This is a genomic window from Streptomyces sp. CNT372, from assembly GCF_000377145.1.
Window position 1 is genome coordinate 574,807 of the sequence record NZ_KB897777.1, and the last position, 18,070, is coordinate 592,876.

The 18,070-nt window shown below is 72.4% G+C and carries 14 protein-coding genes and 4 tRNA genes; 9 read left to right on the top strand and 9 right to left on the bottom strand.

Going from position 1 to position 18,070, the window contains the following annotated elements; genetic code table 11:
- The first annotated feature begins 1 nt into the window (after position 1).
- The 4 genes from C593_RS0105180 to purM all read left to right on the top strand — a co-directional run bounded on the left by C593_RS0105180 (position 2) and on the right by purM (position 4,840).
- Entirely contained in the window at positions 2-793 is a 792-nt protein-coding gene (locus C593_RS0105180) for a maleylpyruvate isomerase family mycothiol-dependent enzyme (protein ID WP_018846242.1), read from the top strand.
- 72 nt (positions 794-865) lie between these two features.
- The gene (locus C593_RS0105185) at positions 866-1,672 is read left to right on the top strand and encodes an META domain-containing protein (protein WP_026277369.1); all 807 of its coding nucleotides are present in this window, start codon (positions 866-868) and stop codon (positions 1,670-1,672) included.
- Positions 1,673-2,203: 531 nt separating this feature from the next.
- Positions 2,204-3,730: an amidophosphoribosyltransferase gene (gene purF / locus C593_RS0105190; protein ID WP_018846244.1), complete on the top strand. Its 1,527-nt coding sequence runs from the start codon at positions 2,204-2,206 to the stop codon at positions 3,728-3,730.
- Between the two features lie 36 nt (positions 3,731-3,766).
- The gene (gene purM, locus C593_RS0105195; protein WP_018846245.1) at positions 3,767-4,840 is read left to right on the top strand and encodes a phosphoribosylformylglycinamidine cyclo-ligase; all 1,074 of its coding nucleotides are present in this window, start codon (positions 3,767-3,769) and stop codon (positions 4,838-4,840) included.
- Between the two features lie 171 nt (positions 4,841-5,011).
- On the opposite strand, the gene C593_RS0105200 is transcribed toward purM, so the two are convergent.
- Positions 5,012-5,275 (bottom strand): DUF3073 domain-containing protein, encoded by a 264-nt coding sequence (locus C593_RS0105200; RefSeq protein WP_026277370.1) that lies wholly within the window; start codon positions 5,273-5,275, stop codon positions 5,012-5,014.
- 281 nt (positions 5,276-5,556) lie between these two features.
- Positions 5,557-6,648 carry a Glu/Leu/Phe/Val dehydrogenase dimerization domain-containing protein gene (locus tag C593_RS0105205; RefSeq protein ID WP_026277371.1) on the bottom strand — a complete coding sequence of 364 codons (1,092 nt, stop codon included), beginning with the start codon at positions 6,646-6,648 and terminating at the stop codon, positions 5,557-5,559.
- 198 nt (positions 6,649-6,846) lie between these two features.
- Between C593_RS0105205 and C593_RS0105210 the strand changes: the two genes are divergently transcribed.
- Positions 6,847-7,677, top strand: coding sequence for a DUF8083 family protein (locus C593_RS0105210; RefSeq protein ID WP_018846248.1), 831 nt, complete (start codon positions 6,847-6,849; stop codon positions 7,675-7,677).
- Between the two features lie 475 nt (positions 7,678-8,152).
- A complete protein-coding gene (gene bldC / locus C593_RS0105215; RefSeq protein WP_003949541.1) occupies positions 8,153-8,359 on the top strand; it encodes a developmental transcriptional regulator BldC in 207 nt (68 codons plus the stop codon).
- Positions 8,360-8,781: 422 nt separating this feature from the next.
- On the opposite strand, the gene C593_RS33595 is transcribed toward bldC, so the two are convergent.
- From C593_RS33595 to hrpA, 3 genes are all read right to left on the bottom strand, one after another.
- On the bottom strand, positions 8,782-9,045 hold the full coding sequence (locus C593_RS33595; RefSeq protein WP_078521181.1) for a DUF6274 family protein: 264 nt from the start codon (positions 9,043-9,045) through the stop codon (positions 8,782-8,784).
- 164 nt (positions 9,046-9,209) lie between these two features.
- A tRNA-Asp gene (locus tag C593_RS0105225) sits at positions 9,210-9,284 on the bottom strand.
- A gap of 70 nt (positions 9,285-9,354) precedes the next feature.
- Positions 9,355-13,338: an ATP-dependent RNA helicase HrpA gene (hrpA, locus tag C593_RS0105230; RefSeq protein WP_018846250.1), complete on the bottom strand. Its 3,984-nt coding sequence runs from the start codon at positions 13,336-13,338 to the stop codon at positions 9,355-9,357.
- 162 nt (positions 13,339-13,500) lie between these two features.
- On the opposite strand from hrpA, the gene C593_RS30895 reads away from it, so the two are divergent.
- The 3 genes from C593_RS30895 to C593_RS0105245 are packed head-to-tail and all read left to right on the top strand — an operon-like array spanning position 13,501 to position 15,809.
- Positions 13,501-14,100 (top strand): hypothetical protein, encoded by a 600-nt coding sequence (locus C593_RS30895; protein ID WP_051093616.1) that lies wholly within the window; start codon positions 13,501-13,503, stop codon positions 14,098-14,100.
- 51 nt (positions 14,101-14,151) lie between these two features.
- Complete coding sequence (locus C593_RS28890) at positions 14,152-14,952, top strand: DsbA family protein (RefSeq protein WP_018846251.1); 801 nt, start codon at positions 14,152-14,154, stop codon at positions 14,950-14,952.
- Between the two features lie 2 nt (positions 14,953-14,954).
- Positions 14,955-15,809: a cytochrome c biogenesis CcdA family protein gene (locus C593_RS0105245; protein ID WP_018846252.1), complete on the top strand. Its 855-nt coding sequence runs from the start codon at positions 14,955-14,957 to the stop codon at positions 15,807-15,809.
- Between the two features lie 100 nt (positions 15,810-15,909).
- Here the strand turns inward: C593_RS0105245 and C593_RS0105250 are convergent.
- The 4 genes from C593_RS0105250 to C593_RS0105265 form a co-directional block, all read right to left on the bottom strand.
- A tRNA-Phe gene (locus tag C593_RS0105250) sits at positions 15,910-15,983 on the bottom strand.
- Positions 15,984-16,005: 22 nt separating this feature from the next.
- Positions 16,006-16,080: transfer RNA gene (locus tag C593_RS0105255), tRNA-Asp, on the bottom strand.
- Positions 16,081-16,119: 39 nt separating this feature from the next.
- Positions 16,120-16,192 (bottom strand) — tRNA-Glu (locus C593_RS0105260).
- A 93-nt stretch (positions 16,193-16,285) separates the two neighbouring features.
- Entirely contained in the window at positions 16,286-17,959 is a 1,674-nt protein-coding gene (locus C593_RS0105265) for a metallophosphoesterase (protein ID WP_018846253.1), read from the bottom strand.
- Positions 17,960-18,070 lie beyond the last annotated feature (111 nt).

Consider the following 18,070-nt stretch of genomic DNA (forward strand, 5'->3'; position numbering starts at 1 on the left):
CATGCCGCCTGCCAAGAAGCGCCCGAGGACGTACGACCACGACCGGACCAGGGCCGCCGTCCTGGCGCAGTTCGGACACGTCCGTGAGGCCGTGGAGGGACTGACGTCCGGGCAACTCGCCCTGCCCACCCGCCTCGGCGACTGGACGGTGCGCGAACTCGCCGCGCACATCGCCATGGTGACCGGTCTGGTCGCCGGATACCTGGAGCAGCCGGAGCCCGCGAAGGCCGATCTGGCCCTCCTGGACTGGCCGTTCGCGACGGTGACGGCGGCGGGCCGGGTCGACGAGGACACCCGCGCCTTCGCCGCGGGCGGCACCCTCCCCGAGCTCTACGCGCGCACCGCCGAGCGGGTCGGCGCCCTGCTGCCCGGCGCCCCGGCCGAGCGGCTGGTCCCGATGCGTTTCGGCGGCATGCGGCTCGGCGACTTCCTGGTCACCCGGACCGTCGAACTGATCGTCCACACCGACGACCTCAACGACGCGGCCGGGCTGGAGATCCCGTACGACCGGCAGGCGCTCGCCGCGTGCACCCGGCTGCTCGCGGACGCCCTCGCCGTGAAGGCGCCCGGCGCCTCGACCGAGGTGCGCGTCCCGCCGTTCGCGGTCGTGCAGTGCGTCGAGGGCCCCCGGCACACCCGGGGGACCCCGCCGAACGTCGTGGAGACCGATCCGCTCACCTGGACCAGGCTCGCCACCGGCCGCCAGAGCTGGGCCGACGCCCGGGAGAAGGCGCAGGTCAGCGCCGGCGGGGAGCGGGCCGACCTGGGCGCGCTGCTGCCGATCCTCGGCTGAGCGGCGGGCCGTGTGCGCTCCGGGCCGGGACCCCGGAGGGAACCGGTCGGGGGCCGGCTCCGTCCCATCCGCATGCGCAACCGACTGAGCATCCCTGTGACCGCACTGGCCCTCCTCGCGCTCGCCGCCTGCGGCACGGAGTCCCCGGCGGGCTCCGCGGGCGGCGGTTCGGTGGCGCCGGACGTGCCGCTCTCCGGCGTCCGGTGGTCCGTCGACAGCCTCACCGTCGACGGGAAACGCAGCGCCGCCCCCGAGGGCGCCCATGTCGAGATCACCGACGAGGGGCGCGCCGAGGGCAGCTACGGCTGCAACCAGTTCGGCGCGGACGTCACCGTCAAGGGCGACACCGTGACCGTGGGCGAGAGCCGGATGACCGAGAAGGCATGCGAGGGGGAGGTGCAGGGCTTCGAGGACGCCCTGCGCGGCGCGCTGACCGGGGAGCTGAAGGCGAAGCTCACGGACGGCCGGCTCACCCTCACGACGGGCGAGGGGGACACCATCGCACTCTCCGCCGAGAAGCCGGCGCCCCTGAAGGGCACCAAGTGGACCGTGGACTCCCTCGTGGACGGCACGACGGCCGCCTCCGTGCCCGAGGGCACCGAGAACAAGGCGCACCTGACCATCGCCGAGGACGGCACGGTCGGCGGCAGCCTGGGCTGCAACCGCTTCTCCAGCACGGCGGAGGTGAAGGGGGACACGATCACCTTCGGCCGGATCGCCGCCACCCGGAAGCTCTGCCCCGGTCCGGAGATGGACCTGGAGCGGCAGCTCACCGCGCTCCTGGAGTCCGGCCCGGTGACGTACGAGGTCGAGGACCGTTCCCTGACGCTGACCGCCGAGAACGGCAAGGGCGTCGTGGCCCGCGCGGCCGCCTCCTGACCCTCCCGGCGCCCGGCCGGCGCGCAGCCGCCGCCGCGGGACCCGCCTGCCGCCCGCCCCGGCCGACGCGGCGGCTCCCGCGTACCGCCCCGGCCGACGCGGCGGCTCCCGCGTACCGCCCCGGCCGACGCGGCGGCTCCCGCGTACCGCCCCGGCCGACGCGGCGGCTCCCGCGTACCGTCCCGGCGGATGCGCGGGACCCGGCGCGCCGGTGTTCCGCGGCGGGTTCCGGTGTGAACTCGCCCACGCGCCGGCGGGGCGTTCCGGCGCGGTCCGCGCCGGGCCCCGGGCGGCCCCGTGCCCGGGGCCGCGCCGCCGGGGTGGCCTGTGGTGTCCGGCCGTGCGGCCAGGGGCCGTTCCGGCCGGCGCCGGGCCCGGAGGGCCGGGGCCCGAGGTGATCCGGAAGCCCCGCGCGCACCGTCAAAACGATCAGTTCCGAGGCCGGATCACATAGCCCCCGAGGCCGGGAGAAAGCCCTTGCACGGCATCCCCAATTCGGACCAGTGGTCGATCTCGCCTACACTCGGTGCCGTGCCACGTGGTGACGGACGACTCAACCACGACCTGCTCCCCGGCGAGAAGGGCCCCCAGGACGCTTGCGGCGTCTTCGGTGTCTGGGCTCCGGGCGAAGAGGTCGCCAAGCTCACTTACTTCGGGCTCTACGCCCTCCAGCATCGAGGCCAGGAATCCGCGGGAATCGCGGTCAGCAACGGCTCCCAGATCCTCGTCTTCAAGGACATGGGACTGGTCTCCCAGGTCTTCGACGAAACCTCCCTCGGCTCCCTGACCGGCCATATCGCGGTCGGTCACGCCCGGTACTCGACCACCGGCGCCTCCGTGTGGGAGAACGCGCAGCCGACCTTCCGGGCCACGGCCCACGGCTCGATCGCGCTCGGCCACAACGGCAACCTGGTCAACACCGCGCAGCTCGCGGAGATGGTCGCCGACCTCCCCAAGGAGAACGGCCGGGCCACCCAGGTCGCCGCGACCAACGACACCGACCTGGTCACGGCCCTCCTCGCCGGCCAGGTCGACGAGGACGGGAAGCCGCTCACCGTCGAGGAGGCGGCCGCCAAGGTCCTCCCCGAGGTGCGGGGCGCCTTCTCCCTGGTCTTCATGGACGAGTCCACCCTCTACGCGGCCCGCGACCCGCAGGGCATCCGCCCGCTGGTCCTCGGCCGGCTGGAGCGGGGCTGGGTCGTCGCCTCCGAGTCCGCCGCCCTCGACATCTGCGGCGCGGCCTACGTCCGCGAGGTCGAGCCCGGCGAGATGATCGCCATCGACGAGAACGGCATCCGCACCTCCCGATTCGCGGAAGCGAAGCCCAAGGGCTGCGTCTTCGAGTACGTCTACCTGGCCCGTCCGGACACGGACATCGCGGGCCGGAACGTGTACCTCTCGCGCGTCGAAATGGGCCGGAAACTGGCCAAGGAAGCCCCTGTCGAGGCCGATCTCGTCATAGCGACGCCGGAGTCCGGCACCCCCGCCGCGATCGGCTACGCCGAGGCGAGCGGTATCCCGTACGGCTCCGGCCTGGTGAAGAACGCCTATGTCGGTCGCACCTTCATCCAGCCCTCGCAGACCATCCGGCAGCTCGGCATCCGCCTCAAGCTGAACCCCCTCAAGGAGGTCATCCGGGGCAAGCGCCTGGTCGTGGTCGACGACTCGATCGTCCGCGGCAACACCCAGCGCGCCCTGGTGAAGATGCTCCGCGAGGCCGGCGCCGCCGAGGTCCACATCCGGATCTCCTCCCCGCCGGTGAAGTGGCCCTGCTTCTTCGGCATCGACTTCGCCACCCGGGCGGAGCTCATCGCCAACGGCATGACCATCGACGAGATCGGCTCCTCGCTGGGCGCCGACTCCCTGGCCTACATCTCCATCGACGGCATGATCGACGCCACGACGATCGACAAGCCGAACCTGTGCCGCGCCTGCTTCGACGGCGAGTACCCGATGGAACTGCCGGACCCGGAGCTCCTCGGCAAGCAGCTCCTGGAGACCGAGCTGGCCGCCGGGCCCGCCGCCACCGCGGCGGCCGACGCGCTGCGCCGCCCGTAAGACCCCCCGCAGTAACGACACGAAAGCTCTGAAGCCATGTCTCAGACCACCGGTGCCAGCTACGCCGCGGCAGGTGTCGACATCGAAGCGGGCGACCGCGCCGTCGAGCTGATGAAGGAGTGGGTGAAGAAGACCCAGCGCCCCGAGGTCGCCGGTCTCGGCGGCATCGGCGGTTTCGCCGGCCTCTTCGACGCCTCCGCCCTCAAGCGCTACGAGCGCCCGCTGCTCGCCTCCGCGACCGACGGCGTCGGCACGAAGGTCGACATCGCCCGGCAGCTCGGTGTGTACGACACCATCGGCCACGACCTGGTCGCCATGGTCATGGACGACATCGTCGTCTGCGGTGCCGAGCCGCTGTTCATGACCGACTACATCTGCGTCGGCAAGGTCCACCCCGAGCGGGTGGCCGGGATCGTCAAGGGCATCGCCGAGGGCTGCGTCCTGGCGGGCACCGCCCTGGTCGGCGGCGAGACCGCCGAGCACCCCGGCCTGCTCGGACCGGACGACTTCGACGTCGCGGGCGCCGGCACCGGTGTGGTGGAGGCCGACCGGGTGCTGGGTCCGGATCGCATCCGTACGGGTGACGTGGTCATCGCGATGGCGTCCTCCGGCCTTCACTCGAACGGGTACTCGCTGGTCCGGCATGTGCTGTTCGACCGGGCGAAGCTGGCGCTGGAGGCGCGGGTCGAGGAGTTCGGCCGCACCCTCGGCGAGGAGCTGCTGGAGCCGACCAGGATCTACTCGCTCGACTGCCTGGCCCTGATCCGCACCACCGAGGTGCACGCCTTCAGCCACATCACCGGCGGCGGGCTCGCGGCCAACCTCGCCCGGGTCGTACCGGACGGACTGCACGCCGAGGTGGACCGCTCGACCTGGACCCCGGGCGCGGTGTTCGACATGGTCGGGAAGACGGGTCAGGTCGAGCAGCTGGAACTGGAGAAGACGCTGAACATGGGCGTCGGCATGATGGCGGTCGTCCCGGAGACCTCGGTCGACGTGGCGCTCGCGACCCTGGCGGACCGCGGTGTGGACGCCTGGGTGGCCGGGCGGATCACCGAGCGTGGCGACCGGGCGACCGGCGCCGAGCTGACCGGGGCGTACGCCCGCTGAGGGCACGGGTCCGGGGATGCCGGTGACAGTGACGGCACGACGAGAAGGCGGCCGGCCCGGGAGGGCCGCCGCCTCACCGGCCGGCGGGTACGGGACCCGGGCCGGACAGCACGGAGAGCGCACAGAACCCGGTCCGGGGTCGGGCCTCGGACCGGGTCGGTGGGTGAAGCGTCAAGCGCCGCGGCGCTGCGACGAAGGGCCGGACTCGTCGTCCTCGTCCCCGTCGTCGTTGTACATGTCCGCGTACCGTGCGTACGGGTCGTCTTCCTCGTCGTCGTCCTCGAACGCCTCGCCGTTCGGCGGCTGGTTCGAGAGCTGACTCGAAGTCGATGCGCCCAGCTCGTTGGCCAGACGCGACAGGTCAGTCCCGCCGCTGTTGTACTTCAGCTGGCGGGCGACCTTTGTCTGCTTGGCCTTGGCCCGGCCGCGCCCCATGGCTCGACCCCCTCGGTGACGGGGCTCGACGGCCCCAGAGTCTTGACACGCGTTCATGATGCGGAACGGGCTCCCCTCGGAGAGCTCGGTCCGTAGGGCTTCAACGGTACCTGTTTCCGCGGCCATACGGTACGCCGCCCGCATGAGGTGCCACGTCACACAACCCGCGAGGCGCCCCGTCCTCGCTGGTCAACTGCGATTTTAACCTCTTCTTCGCGCCCGACCCGCCGACCGGGGTGAGTCTTGTCTCCCGGTCGGGCGGGCCGGGCGCCCGCGGCGGCTCAGCGCAGCCGTGCCTCCGCGATCCGCTGCTCGGCGATCCGGTCGGCCGCGGCGGCCGGCGGAATCCCGTCCTCCTTCGCACGTGCGAATATGGCGAGCGTGGTCTCGTAGATCTTCGACGCCTTGGTCTTGCAGCGGTCGAAGTCGAAGCCGTTCAGCTCGTCGGCGACCTGGATGACCCCGCCCGCGTTGACCACGTAGTCGGGGGCGTACAGGATCCCGCGGTCGGCGAGGTCCTTCTCGACCCCCGGGTGGGCGAGCTGGTTGTTGGCCGCGCCGCAGACGACCGAGGCGGTGAGCACCGGGACGGTCGCGTCGTCGAGCGCGCCGCCGAGGGCGCAGGGGGCGTAGACGTCCAGGCCCGGGGTGCGGATCAGGGCGGCCGTGTCGGCGACGGCGGTGACCTGCGGGTGGCGGTCGCGCACCCGGCGGACGGACTCCTCCCGCACATCGGTCACCACGACCTCGGCGCCCTCGTCGACCAGGTGGCCGACCAGGTAGTGGCCGACCTTGCCGACGCCGGCCACGCCGACCCTGCGGCCGCGCAGCGAGGGGTCGCCCCACAGGTGCTGGGCGGAGGCGCGCATGCCCTGGTAGACGCCGAAGGCGGTGAGCACCGAGGAGTCGCCGGCGCCGCCGTTCTCGGGGGAGCGGCCGGTGACCCAGCGGCTCGCGCGGGCGACGACGTCCATGTCGGCGACGTAGGTGCCGACGTCGCAGGCGGTGACGTAGCGCCCGCCGAGGGAGTCCACGAAGCGGCCGTAGGCGAGGAGGAGCTCCTCCGTCTTGATCTGCTCGGGGTCGCCGATGATCACTGCCTTGCCGCCGCCGTGGTCGAGACCGGCCATGGCGTTCTTGTAGGACATGCCCCGGGAGAGGTTGAGCGCGTCGGTGACGGCCTCCTGCTCGGTGGCGTAGGGGTAGAAGCGGGTGCCGCCGAGGCCGGGGCCCAGGGCGGTGGAGTGAAGGGCGATGACGGCCTTCAGGCCGGTGGCGCGGTCCTGGCAGAGCACGACTTGCTCGTGTCCGCCCTGCTCCGATCGGAACAGGGTGTTCAGTACGTCGACACTGGCGCCGGTCACATCGGTCACGGTGGTGACTCCCAAGAGAGAAGCGGCGGGGGGAGGGTCTTCCTGTGGGTGGGGAAGGCCCGGTTCGGCACGAGAGTAAGTCCTACGCGCGCGTAGGGCGGACACAGTGCCGAGGATCACCCGCTCGCGCCGCCCGCGACCGGCCCCGGGGTCCGGTCCGGCCCGCGGGAGACCCCCCGGGCGTGGAAGGATTTGCGTATGCCAGCGCTGTCCTCGGTCCTTGTCCCGTACGCGGCCTATCTGCGGGTCTACGAGCCGCTGGCGGCCTTCCCGGAGCCCGAGCGGGCGCACTGGGAGCGGTACGCGGCCCGGGGCGCGGGGCCCACCGCCCAGGACGAACTGCGCCGCTCGCTGGCCGACTTGGTCCCCGTCCCGCCGGTCCCCGTCCGGGTCCACGAGAGCGCGGACGCCTTCGTGGCGGAGGTCGGCGGGGTGGTGTGCGTCTGCCCGTGGCGCACCCGGCTGCGGGGCTGGCTGGCGCTGGCGGAGCTGCCCGGCCGGCTGCCGGGGCCGCTGCTCGACGCGGTCCTGCCGCCGGTGGTCCGGGCGCAGGCCGCGGCGGACCACGAGCGGTGGCGGGAGCGGAACCCGGAGGCGCGGCCGTGGATCAGGACGGCGGTGTGGGGGGTTCCGGTCGGCTGGTTCGTCCTCTTCGCCGACGAGGAGCGGGCCTGGGAGTCGGACGCGCCGCTGCTGCGGTACCGGACGCCCATGGTCGAGGCGCGCCGCCGGCTGGCGCGGGGGTTGCGCACCCTGCGGGAGGCGATCGACGAGGGGCCGCTGACCGAGAGCCTGGTGGACGTCGGCCGCTGGCTGGAGGAGTTCCACCCGCGCTCGCTGGTGGAGCTGGACTACGGCGGTCTGGTGCACGCCCTCCCCGGCGAGCTGCTGGCCGGCGACCGCTCGGCGGCGGACACCGCGCGGGCGCTGGCGGCGCTGCGGGACGGCGACGGTGAGACGGCCGCCACGGTGTACGGACGGCTGACGGAGCGCTGGCGGGCCGTGAGGGACCGTCAGTTCGCCAACTGACGGCCGGGGTGACGGCGGGCCGGGCCGAGGGGGACAGAGGTCCTGATCCGGACGATTCCCTCAAGGGTGACGGACCGCACTAACCGCTCCCTTGCGCCCATCGCCTCCCCTCGTGTCAAAATAGGACAAGGAGTCCGGGGAGGGTTCCTTCCGTCCTGCCGTGGGCGGATTGCTCAGCATTGCACTCTATGGGGGGTCTGACGACTCCTGATCGCTCTGTGACTGATCGTTACTGTGACATGACTGTCCGTTATGGCATGGTCCATCGGGCTTCGGCCACTGATGGACACCTGAGAGGGCAATTCCATCGGTTTGGCCGACGTGGCTGGACAGATGGTGTAGTTGTAGTGCCGAGGACAAGCCGTTCGTCCTATAACCGACTCGGCCCGCGTCTGCCATTTCGGGCGACGTGGGTCAAGGTGCAGAATTTAGAGGAAAGAACCGAGAACGTTCGGTTCTCCCGAGGAGGCCGCTCATGACCGCTCGCACCCCTGATGCCGAGCCGCTGCTGACCCCGGCTGAGGTTGCCACGATGTTCCGCGTGGACCCGAAGACGGTCACCCGCTGGGCTAAGGCGGGCAAGCTCACGTCCATCCGCACGCTCGGAGGACACCGCCGTTACCGCGAGGCAGAGGTCCGCGCACTGCTGGCGGGTATTCCGCAGCAGCGCAGCGAGGCCTGAACACCCCTTTTGACCGGGCGCTTCAGGGGCCCCCACTCCTGAACCACCCATCACAGGCTCCACCTGACGTGCACCTGCCCCAACAGGTCTTCGTCGTCGATCGCGCTGGACTCCGCCGGGTCCAGCGCGATTTTTTTCATGCCCTGAACAGGGGCTCCCGGGCTCCCGGGAGGCCGCGCGGAAGCTTTGGGCAGGGCATCCGGGCCGGCCGGTATGACATCGGTGTCGCGCCCCGGGAGGGTCCCCGTGCGACACCCGGGGAGCCCTGGAGGCAGTGCAATGGCACATACTAAATGTGGGCGTTGTAGGGAGGGGTTAAACGTGGGGGTTCCTGAAACATGTTCGGTGACACCCGTCACAGTGCCCAACTCTTGCCAAAATCCAGCGTGTCACTGAAGAGGGTGCGCTGCAGGGGGCGTTGGTCACCCGTCGGGAGGACCGTGGTCCCCGTCGGCGGGTCTCCCGGGACCCTCGGGTGCGGGTGCGGGTGCGGGTGCCGGTCTCCCGGAGGCGGGTGCCGGCGCGGGCCGCTCGGCAGCCGGCGCCTCCGGGCGTTCCATGGCGAGCCGTTGGAGGCGGTGGCAGACCGGACAGGTGCGTGTGAGGTGGCGGTAGCCCGTGGCGGCCGCCAGATGGGCGCGCAGCAGCGCGCGGGTCTCGTGCCGTCTCGCGGAGGACGCCGCCATGCGCGTCACCTCCCGGTGAGTGCCGTCCCCTCGGGCGTCCAAGGGCCTGGAGACCGGAGTACCGGGCCCCCGAGAGGACGTCAACCCTCCGCGCACACAGCGCCGTCGGCACGAAGGCGCACGACGAAGGCCCGCATCGACTCGATGCGGGCCTTCGACTGCTGCGGTCCTGACGGGATTTGAACCCGCGGCCTCCACCTTGACAGGGTGGCGAGCACTCCAAACTGCTCCACAGGACCAGGTGTCGCAGCCGGTGTGTTCTCCTGGCTGCGAGAGAGACTGTACAGGAGGTCGCTGGTCTGGTCGAACTCACCGAGCGCCACCGCTCCGTGACGGCACGGCCGCGTCGATCGCCTTCACGATCCGCTTGTCGGAGACGGGGTACGCGGTGCCCAGGGCGTGCGCGAAGTAGCTCACCCGGAGCTCCTCGATCATCCACCGGATGTCCCGCACCTGCTGCGGCACGGGCCGCCCCTGCGGCAGCTGCTCCAGCAGCCAGGCGTACTCGTCCCGCATCTCGTGGACCTTCTCCATGCGGGTGGTGTCCCGCTGCACGGAGGTCGGCATCTGCTGGAGCCGGCGGTCCGCCGCGACCAGGTAGCGCATCAGGTCCGGCAGCCGGGCGAGTCCGGTGCGGGTGACGAAGCCGGCCGGCATCAGGGCCGCCAACTGCTCCCGGACGTCCTGGACGTTCTTCACCAGGGTCGGGCTGGCGGTGGCCTTCAGCCGCCGCTCGCACGCCTGCCAGGCCGCCAGGATCTGCTGCACCCGGTCGACCGTGCGCACCGTCAGGTCCACCAGGTCCGCGCGGACGGTGTCGAACAGCTTCCGGTACGCCTCCTCGTCCCAGGCCGGGCCGCCGTGGTCCGCGATCAGCCGGTCGGCCGCCGCGGTGGCGCAGTCCTCGAAGAGGGCCTGCACGGAGCCGTGCGGATTACGGGAGAGGGCCAGCTTCTGCTGGTTCGTCAGCCGGTCCGAGGCGAACTTCGCCGGGTTGACGGGGATGTTCAGCATGATCAGCCGGCGGGTGCCCTGCCGCATCGCCTCCGCCTGCTCGGCCTCGCTGTCGAAGAGCCGCACGGCGACCGTGGCGCCCTCGTCGACCAGCGCCGGGTACGCCTTCACCGGCTGGCCCGCACGGCGGGTCTCGAAGACCTTCGGAAGGGTGCCGAAGGTCCAGTCGGTGAGCCCGGCGCGCTCCAGGGACTGCCCGGTGGGGCTGGACGACGCGGCGGCCCTGGAGAGGGCCTGGCGGGCCCTGGGCCGCAACTGGACCCGCAGGGCCTCCAGGTCCTTCGCCTCGGCCAGTTTCCTGCGCCGCTCGTCGACGATCCGGAAGGTGATCTTGAGGTGGTCGGGAACGCGGGAGAGGTCGAAGTCCTCCGCCGTCACCGGCACGCCCACCCGGCGCTGCAACTCGCGCGCCAGGGCCTGGGGCAGCGGTTCCTGGAGCGGAACGACCGACTCCAGGAACGCCTTGGCGTAGTTGGGCGCCGGGACGTAGTGGCGGCGGACCGGCTTGGGCAGCGAGCGGATCAGCTCGGTGACGACCTCCTCCCGCAGCCCCGGGATCTGCCAGTCGAAGCCGTCCTCGGTGACCTGGTTGAGTACCTGGAGGGGGATGTGCACGGTGACGCCGTCGGCGTCCGCACCCGGCTCGAACTGGTACGTCACGCGGAACTTCAGCCGGCCCTGGCGCCAGGAGTCCGGGTAGTCGTCCTTGGTGACCGCGCCGGCCTTCTCGTTGATGAGCATCTCGCGCTCGAAGTCGAGCAGGTCGGGCTGCTCGTGGCGCTTGTGCTTCCACCAGGAGTCGAAGTGGGCGCCGGAGACCACGTGCTCGGGCACCCGCTGGTCGTAGAAGTCGAACAGGGTCTCGTCGTCGACCAGGATGTCCCGGCGGCGGGCCCGGTGCTCCAGTTCCTCGACCTCGGTCAGCAGCCGGCGGTTGTCCGCGAAGAACTTGTGGTGGGTGCGCCAGTCGCCCTCGACGAGGGCGTTGCGGATGAAAAGGTCCCGCGAGGTCTCCGGATCGATCCGCCCGTAGTTGACCTTGCGCTGGGCGACGATCGGCACGCCGTAGAGCGTGACCTTCTCGTACGCCATCACCGCCGCCGCGTCCTTCTCCCAGTGCGGCTCGCTGTAGGTGCGCTTCACCAGGTGCCCGGCGAGCGGTTCGATCCACTCGGGCTCGATCCGCGCGTTGACCCGCGCCCACAGCCGGGAGGTCTCCACCAGCTCGGCGGACATCACGAACCGCGGCGGCTTCCTGAACAGCGCCGAACCCGGGAAGATCGCGAACTTGGCGCTCCGCGCGCCCAGGTACTCGTTCCGGCCGCCGCCGCCCTTGCGGTCGCCCGCCCCGGAGTCCTTGCCGGACTCCTTCACGTCCTTCAGCCCGATGTGGGAGAGCAGCCCGGCGAGGAGGGAGACGTGCACCGACTGCTCGGGGGCGTCCTCCTCGTTGAGGTGGATGCCCATCTGCTTGGCCACCGTGCGGAGCTGGGCGTAGATGTCCTGCCACTCGCGGATGCGCAGGAAGTTGAGGTACTCCTGCTTGCACATCCGGCGGAAGCTGGAGGAGCCGCGCTCCTTCTGCTGCTCGCGGACGTACCGCCAGAGGTTGAGGTAGGCGAGGAAGTCGCTGGTCTCGTCCTTGAAACGGGCGTGCTGCTGGTCGGCCTGCGCCTGCTTCTCGGCCGGGCGCTCGCGCGGGTCCTGGATGGAGAGCGCGGCGGCGATCACCATGACCTCGCGGACGCAGCCGTTCCGGTCGGCCTCCAGGACCATCCGGGCCAGCCGGGGGTCCACCGGGAGCTGCGCCAGCCTGCGGCCGAGCTGGGTGAGGCGCTTGCGCGGGTCCTTCTCGGCCGGGTCGATCGCGCCGAGCTCCTGGAGCAACTGGACGCCGTCGCGGATGTTGCGGTGGTCCGGCGGGTCGATGAAGGGGAACTTCTCGATGTCACCGAGGCCGGCCGCGGTCATCTGCAGGATGACGGAGGCCAGGTTGGTGCGCAGGATCTCCGCGTCCGTGAACTCCGGGCGGGAGAGGAAGTCGTCCTCGGAGTACAGCCGGACGCAGATGCCGTCCGAGGTACGGCCGCAGCGGCCCTTGCGCTGGTTGGCGCTGGCCTGGCTGACCGGCTCGATCGGCAGCCGCTGGACCTTGGTGCGGTGGCTGTAGCGGGAGATCCTGGCCGTGCCCGGGTCGATCACGTACTTGATGCCGGGGACGGTGAGGGAGGTCTCGGCCACGTTCGTCGCGAGGACGATCCGGCGGCCGGTGTGCGGCTGGAAGACCCGGTGCTGCTCGGCATGGGACAGCCGCGCGTACAGCGGCAGGACCTCGGTGAAGCGGTACGCCTTCTTGTTGAGCGCGTCCGCCGTGTCGCGGATCTCCCGCTCGCCGGAGAGGAAGACGAGGATGTCGCCCTTGCCCTCGCCCATCAGCTCCTCGACGGCGTCCGTGATCGCGGTGATCTGGTCGCGGTCGGCCTCCTCGCCGTCCTCCTCCAGCAGGGGCCGGTAGCGGACCTCCACGGGGTAGGTCCGGCCGCTGACCTCGACGATCGGGGCGTCGCCGAAGTGGCGGGAGAAACGCTCGGGGTCGATGGTCGCGGAGGTGATCACGACCTTGAGGTCCGGGCGGCGGGGGAGGAGCTGGGCGAGGTAGCCCAGCAGGAAGTCGATGTTCAGGGACCGCTCGTGCGCCTCGTCGATGATGATCGTGTCGTAGGCGCGCAGATCGCGGTCGGTCTGGATCTCCGCGAGGAGGATGCCGTCCGTCATCAGCTTCACGAGGGTGTCGCCGCTCGCCTGGTCCGTGAAGCGGACCTTCCAGCCGACGGCCTCGCCGAGCGGGGTGTCCAGCTCCTCCGCGACCCGCTCCGCCACCGTGCGGGCGGCGATCCGGCGGGGCTGGGTGTGGCCGATCATGCCGCGCACGCCCCGGCCCAGCTCCAGGCAGATCTTGGGGATCTGGGTCGTCTTGCCGGAGCCGGTCTCGCCCGCGACGATCACGACCTGGTGGTCCCGTATCGCCTCGCGGATCTCGTCCTTCTTCTGGCTGACCGGGAGCTGCTCGGGATACGTGATCTCCGGGACCCGTTCGGCCCGCCGGGCGGTCCTGGCCGCGGACTTCTCCGCCTCGGCGGCGATCTCGTCCAGCACGGCCTGCCGCGCGTCGGGCTTGCGGATGCGGCGGGCGCCGTCGAGGCGGCGGCCGAGCCGGTGGGCGTCGCGCAGGGACGCCCCGGCGAGGAGGGTCTGGACGTCGGCGAAGGAAGTAGACATACGGGCTCCAGGATCGCACCCCCGCCGAAGAGGTGGCGAACCCATTTCACCGTTGCCCCGTCTCAGGTGGTGCAGTATGGAGCGAATCGTTCACGCGCCGGCCGTCCGAAGGGTGCGCCCGAGCGCCGCAGCCCGAGCCCGAGCCGGAAGGACCCGCCGCCCATGCAGAGCGCAGCCACCGGCCGCCGCGGGCACCGCCGGGTGCCGGCGGTGGTGTGCGTGCTGCTCGGTCTGCTGCCGGCGCTGCTGGGGTGTGCGACCGCCGCCGGGGGCGCGCCCGGGGCGGGGTCGGTGCCGTCCGGGGCCGTGGCGTCCGCCGCTGCCGTGTCCGCCGGGGTCCTGCCTGCCGGGGCCGCGTCCGCCGAGGGCGAGGCTTCCGCCCGGCCCGTTCCCGCCGGGGCCGAGGCTTCCGCCCGGCCCGTTCCCGTCGAGGCCGTTCCCGCCGGGGCCGAGGCCGAGGCGTCCGTGCGCTCCGTGTCTGCCGGGGCCGTGTCGCCGGTGCCGGTCGTGGACACCCTGCGGGACGGGGTGCCCGGGTGCGGCAGGAGCGGGGCGCCGGGGGAGGACGGCGGGGCGGTGCCCGGAACGCCCGCGCGCGGCGCCTCCGTGTACGAACTGCTCCCCGGGCTGCACCAGGTCCCGGTGCTGACCGGCGGCGCGCTGCCGCCGGCCGCCTGCGCCGGGCCCGGGTTCGTGACGCACCGGGGCCCGCCGCCCGTCGAACCGCCGACCCCGGTCGGCCTGTCCGTGCTGCGCGTGTAGATCGGGCGCCCCCACCGCCGTCCCTCGTCACACCACGCCCAGGAGCACGCCATGCCCGCCACCTCTTCGTCCACCCCTGCCCGCAAGCCGCTCGCGATCGGCGCGGGCGTCCTCGTCGCCGCGCTGCTGCTCGGCTACGCCTCCTACACCGCCACCAAGCCGGAGGACCCGGCGCCCGCCCGGGGCTCGTCCGCCGCCGAGGTCTCCGCGGAACCGGGTGCCGGGACCCACCCCGAACTGGCCGCCCTCGCCCGCCGCGACGCCGGCGACAAGCTCGCCGTCGGCCTCCCGGACGCGCCCGTGGTGATGATCGAGTACGCCGACTTCCAGTGCGGCTACTGCGGCAAGTTCGCCCGGGACACCGAGCCCGAGCTGATCGCCGAGTACGTCGACAAGGGCGTGCTGCGCATCGAGTGGCGCAACTTCCCGATCTTCGGCGAGGAGTCCGAGGCGGCCGCCCGCGCCTCCTGGGCCGCCGGGCAGCAGGGCCGCTTCTGGCAGTTCCACGCGGCCGCCTTCGCGGAGGGCGCCAAGGAGAAGGGCTTCGGCGAGGACCGGCTGCGGGCCCTGGCCGAGGAGGCGGGCGTGCCGGACCTGGACCGCTTCGGCCGGGACCTGGACGGGGAGGCGGCGCGCAAGGCGGTGACCCGTGACCAGGAGGAGGCGTACCGGCTGGGCGCGGCCTCGACGCCCTCGTTCCTCGTCGGCGGCCGGCCGATCTCGGGCGCGCAGCCGAAGGAGACCTTCGTGCAGGCCATCGAGGAGGCGGCCCGCACCGCGAAGAAGTCGCCCGTCGGCGGCGCTTCCGGCACAGGCGAGGGCGCCGGCGCTTCCGGCCCGGACGCGGGCTGAGCATGGCGGACATCGGTTATCTGGCCGCTTTCCTCGGCGGCCTGCTGGCGCTGGTCAGCCCGTGCAGCGCCCTGCTCCTCCCCGCGTTCTTCGCCTACTCGGTCGGCTCGGCGGGCCGGCTGCTCGCCCGGACCGGCGTCTTCTACGCGGGCCTGGCCACCACCCTGGTCCCGCTGGGCGCGGCCGGGTCTTTCGCCGGGCGCCTCTTCTACGGCAACCGGGACCTGCTGGTCGCGGTCGGCGGCTGGCTGATCGTCGGGCTGGGTGTGGCGCAGATCCTGGGCATGGGCTTCGCATCGCGCCGGATCGCGGAGCTGTCCGGCCGCATCCGCCCGACCACCGTGCTGTCCGTCTACGCGCTGGGCATGGTCTACGGCCTCGCGGGCTTCTGCGCCGGGCCGATCCTGGGCAGCGTCCTCACCGTGGCCGCCGTCGGCGGCAGCCCGGTCTACGGCGGGCTGCTGCTCGCCGTGTACGCGCTCGGGATGGCGGTGCCCCTGTTCCTGCTCGCCCTGCTGTGGGAGCGCTTCGACCTGGGGCGGCGGCGCTGGCTGCGCGGGCGGGAGGTGACCCTCGGGCGGCTGCGGCTGCACACCACCTCCCTGCTCTCCGGGCTGTTCTTCGTGCTCCTCGGCACGGTGTTCCTGGTGTTCGACGGGACCACCGCGCTGCCCGGACTGCTGTCGGTGGACGACTCGTTCGCCGTGGAGCAGTGGGTGTCCGGTATCGGGCGCGCGGTGCCGGACTGGGCGCTGCTCGCGCTGGTCGTCCTGGCGGCGGGGGTGTTCCTCGTGGCCCGGGCGGTGCGCGGTGCGCGGTCCGCGCGGGCGCCGGAGGAGATCCACGAGAAGGTCTGAGGGGTGCCCGGGACGCGGTCCGAGCGGGCCGCCCCCGGGCGACACCCACCAGCCCGGGAACGGCGAAGGCCCCGATCCGGGGATCGGGGCCTTCCTGAGGTGGCTGGGGCCGGGGTCGAACCGGCGACCTATCGCTTTTCAGGCGATCGCTCGTACCAACTGAGCTACCCAGCCGCGGAGCTCTTGCGAGTTCCAGCGGTCCTGACGGGATTTGAACCCGCGGCCTCCACCTTGACAGGGTGGCGAGCACTCCAAACTGCTCCACAGGACCATGCATTGTGCGAGCGCAAGTCTCGCACACGGTGATGCGTGCCCCCAACGGGATTCGAACCCGTGCTACCGCCTTGAAAGGGCGGCGTCCTGGGCCACTAGACGATGAGGGCTAAGGGCCCGCCGTGGGCGCTTCGCAGCGCGTCGGGGACGTGAGAAGCATATGGGATGGGGGGAGCTATCGCCAAAACGGTTTCCGGGGCCGTTCACGGGGAGGGCGCCGGGGAGGCCGGTGAGGCGCCGGCCCCGGGCGGCGACGCCCCCGGCGACGGGTCGGCCCCGGACGCCGACGGGCTCGGCGAGGTGCTCGGGTCGGGCTTCGGCGGGTCGACCAGATGGCGCCTGACCTCGGCGGTGGTCAGCCCCAGCCCGCCCAGGGTGATCTCGTCCCACGCCTGGAGCCGCCGCTCGCCCCGGTCCAGGTAGAGCACCGAGGCGCGGACCTTCTCCGGCAGCTGGTTCTGGACCGCGCGCAGCCCGCCGCCGCCCGTCGACCCCTCGATCTTCAGCCGGGTGCCGTGCTTCAGGATCTGCGTTTTCCGCTGGTGGATGTGCCCGGCCAGGACCAGCGGCACCGTGCCGTCGGTCTCCGCCGCCGCCACCGGGTTGTGGGCGACGGCGATGTCCACCGGCGTCCCCGCGCGCTTCTGGTCGCGCAGGGCGGAGGCGAACCGGATGCCCGCCATCCGCTCGGCCGGGTCCCCCTGGGCGACGACCGAGCGGTCCGGGGTGAACTGGGGGTCCCCCGTGCCCGCGATCCGCAGCCCGCCCACCGTCACCGCCCGGCCCTCGTCGAGGACATGCACGTTCTTCAGGCCCTCGAGGTACTTCTGGGTGGCGAGGGAGTCGTGGTTGCCGCGCACCCACACATAGGGCGCGCCCAGGTTGGAGGCGGCGTCCAGGAAGCCGTTCTCGGCGGCGGAGCCGTGGTCCATGGTGTCGCCGGAGTCGATGATCACGTCGATCCGGTACTGCTTCACCAGCGAGGCGATGATGTGCCAGGCCGCCGGGTTGAGGTGGATGTCGGAGACGTGCAGAACCCGCATGGTGTCCGGGTCGGGCCGGTAGGCCGGGAGGGTTGAGGTGGCCTCGTAGAGCTTGGTCACGTTGGTGACCAGCCGGGCCAACTCCTTCTGGTAGACGTCGAATTCGGTGACGATCGAGCGCGCGTTGCCGACCACGGAGGGGGCGGAGGTCAGCAGGCCGGAGAACCGGGGTTCCAGCACCGAGCCGGGGTTCCAGGTCGCCGCCGCCGAACCGGCGGAGGCCGCCAGCAGGGCGAGCGCGAGACCGCCGGCGGCGAGGGCCCGCCGGGGCCTCCGGTAGACGGCGAGGCCGAGGACGGTCGCCCCGGAGACCACGGCGACGCAGGAGCGCAGGGCCAGGTCGGCGGTGCCGGCGCGGACGTCCTCGGAGACCTCGTCCCCCAGACCGGAGAAGAGCGCCGGGTTCTCGACCAGGGCCTGGGAGCGGGCCGGGTCGAGACGGTCCACGTCGACGTCCAGGCGCAGCGGGGCGATGTGCGATTCCAGCTCCAGGTCGCCCAGCGGAGAGACGTTGATCTTCGTGCCACCGCTGAGCGAGGGGCGCAGGGTCATGGTCGTGTCCATGGGGCCGACCGGCGTACGGACGTTGCCGACGATCAGCAGCCCGAGCCAGGCGCCGACCAGCACCACCGCCGTGAGCCCGAGCGCGCGCGTCCACGGGTTCGGGGCGGCGGCGAGTCCCAGGTCCGGGCCGCCGCTGCGGGGCGGGCGCGACGCGCGGGCCGCGCCACGCTCGCGCTCGGCACGCGCCGAGCGTGCGAGGAACGACGGGAGACGGAACGGCAGGAGGCGGCGGCGGGCGGGGCGGCTGCGGTCACGGGCTTGGCGGGCCATTGGTGCCTCATGCCCCGTCGCCGCGCCGGGCATGCCGGGGGGCGGCCGGCGCCACCCCGTACGGGACAACCGTCCGCCCCGTACGGGACAATGGCCGGGTGGACAATGGCC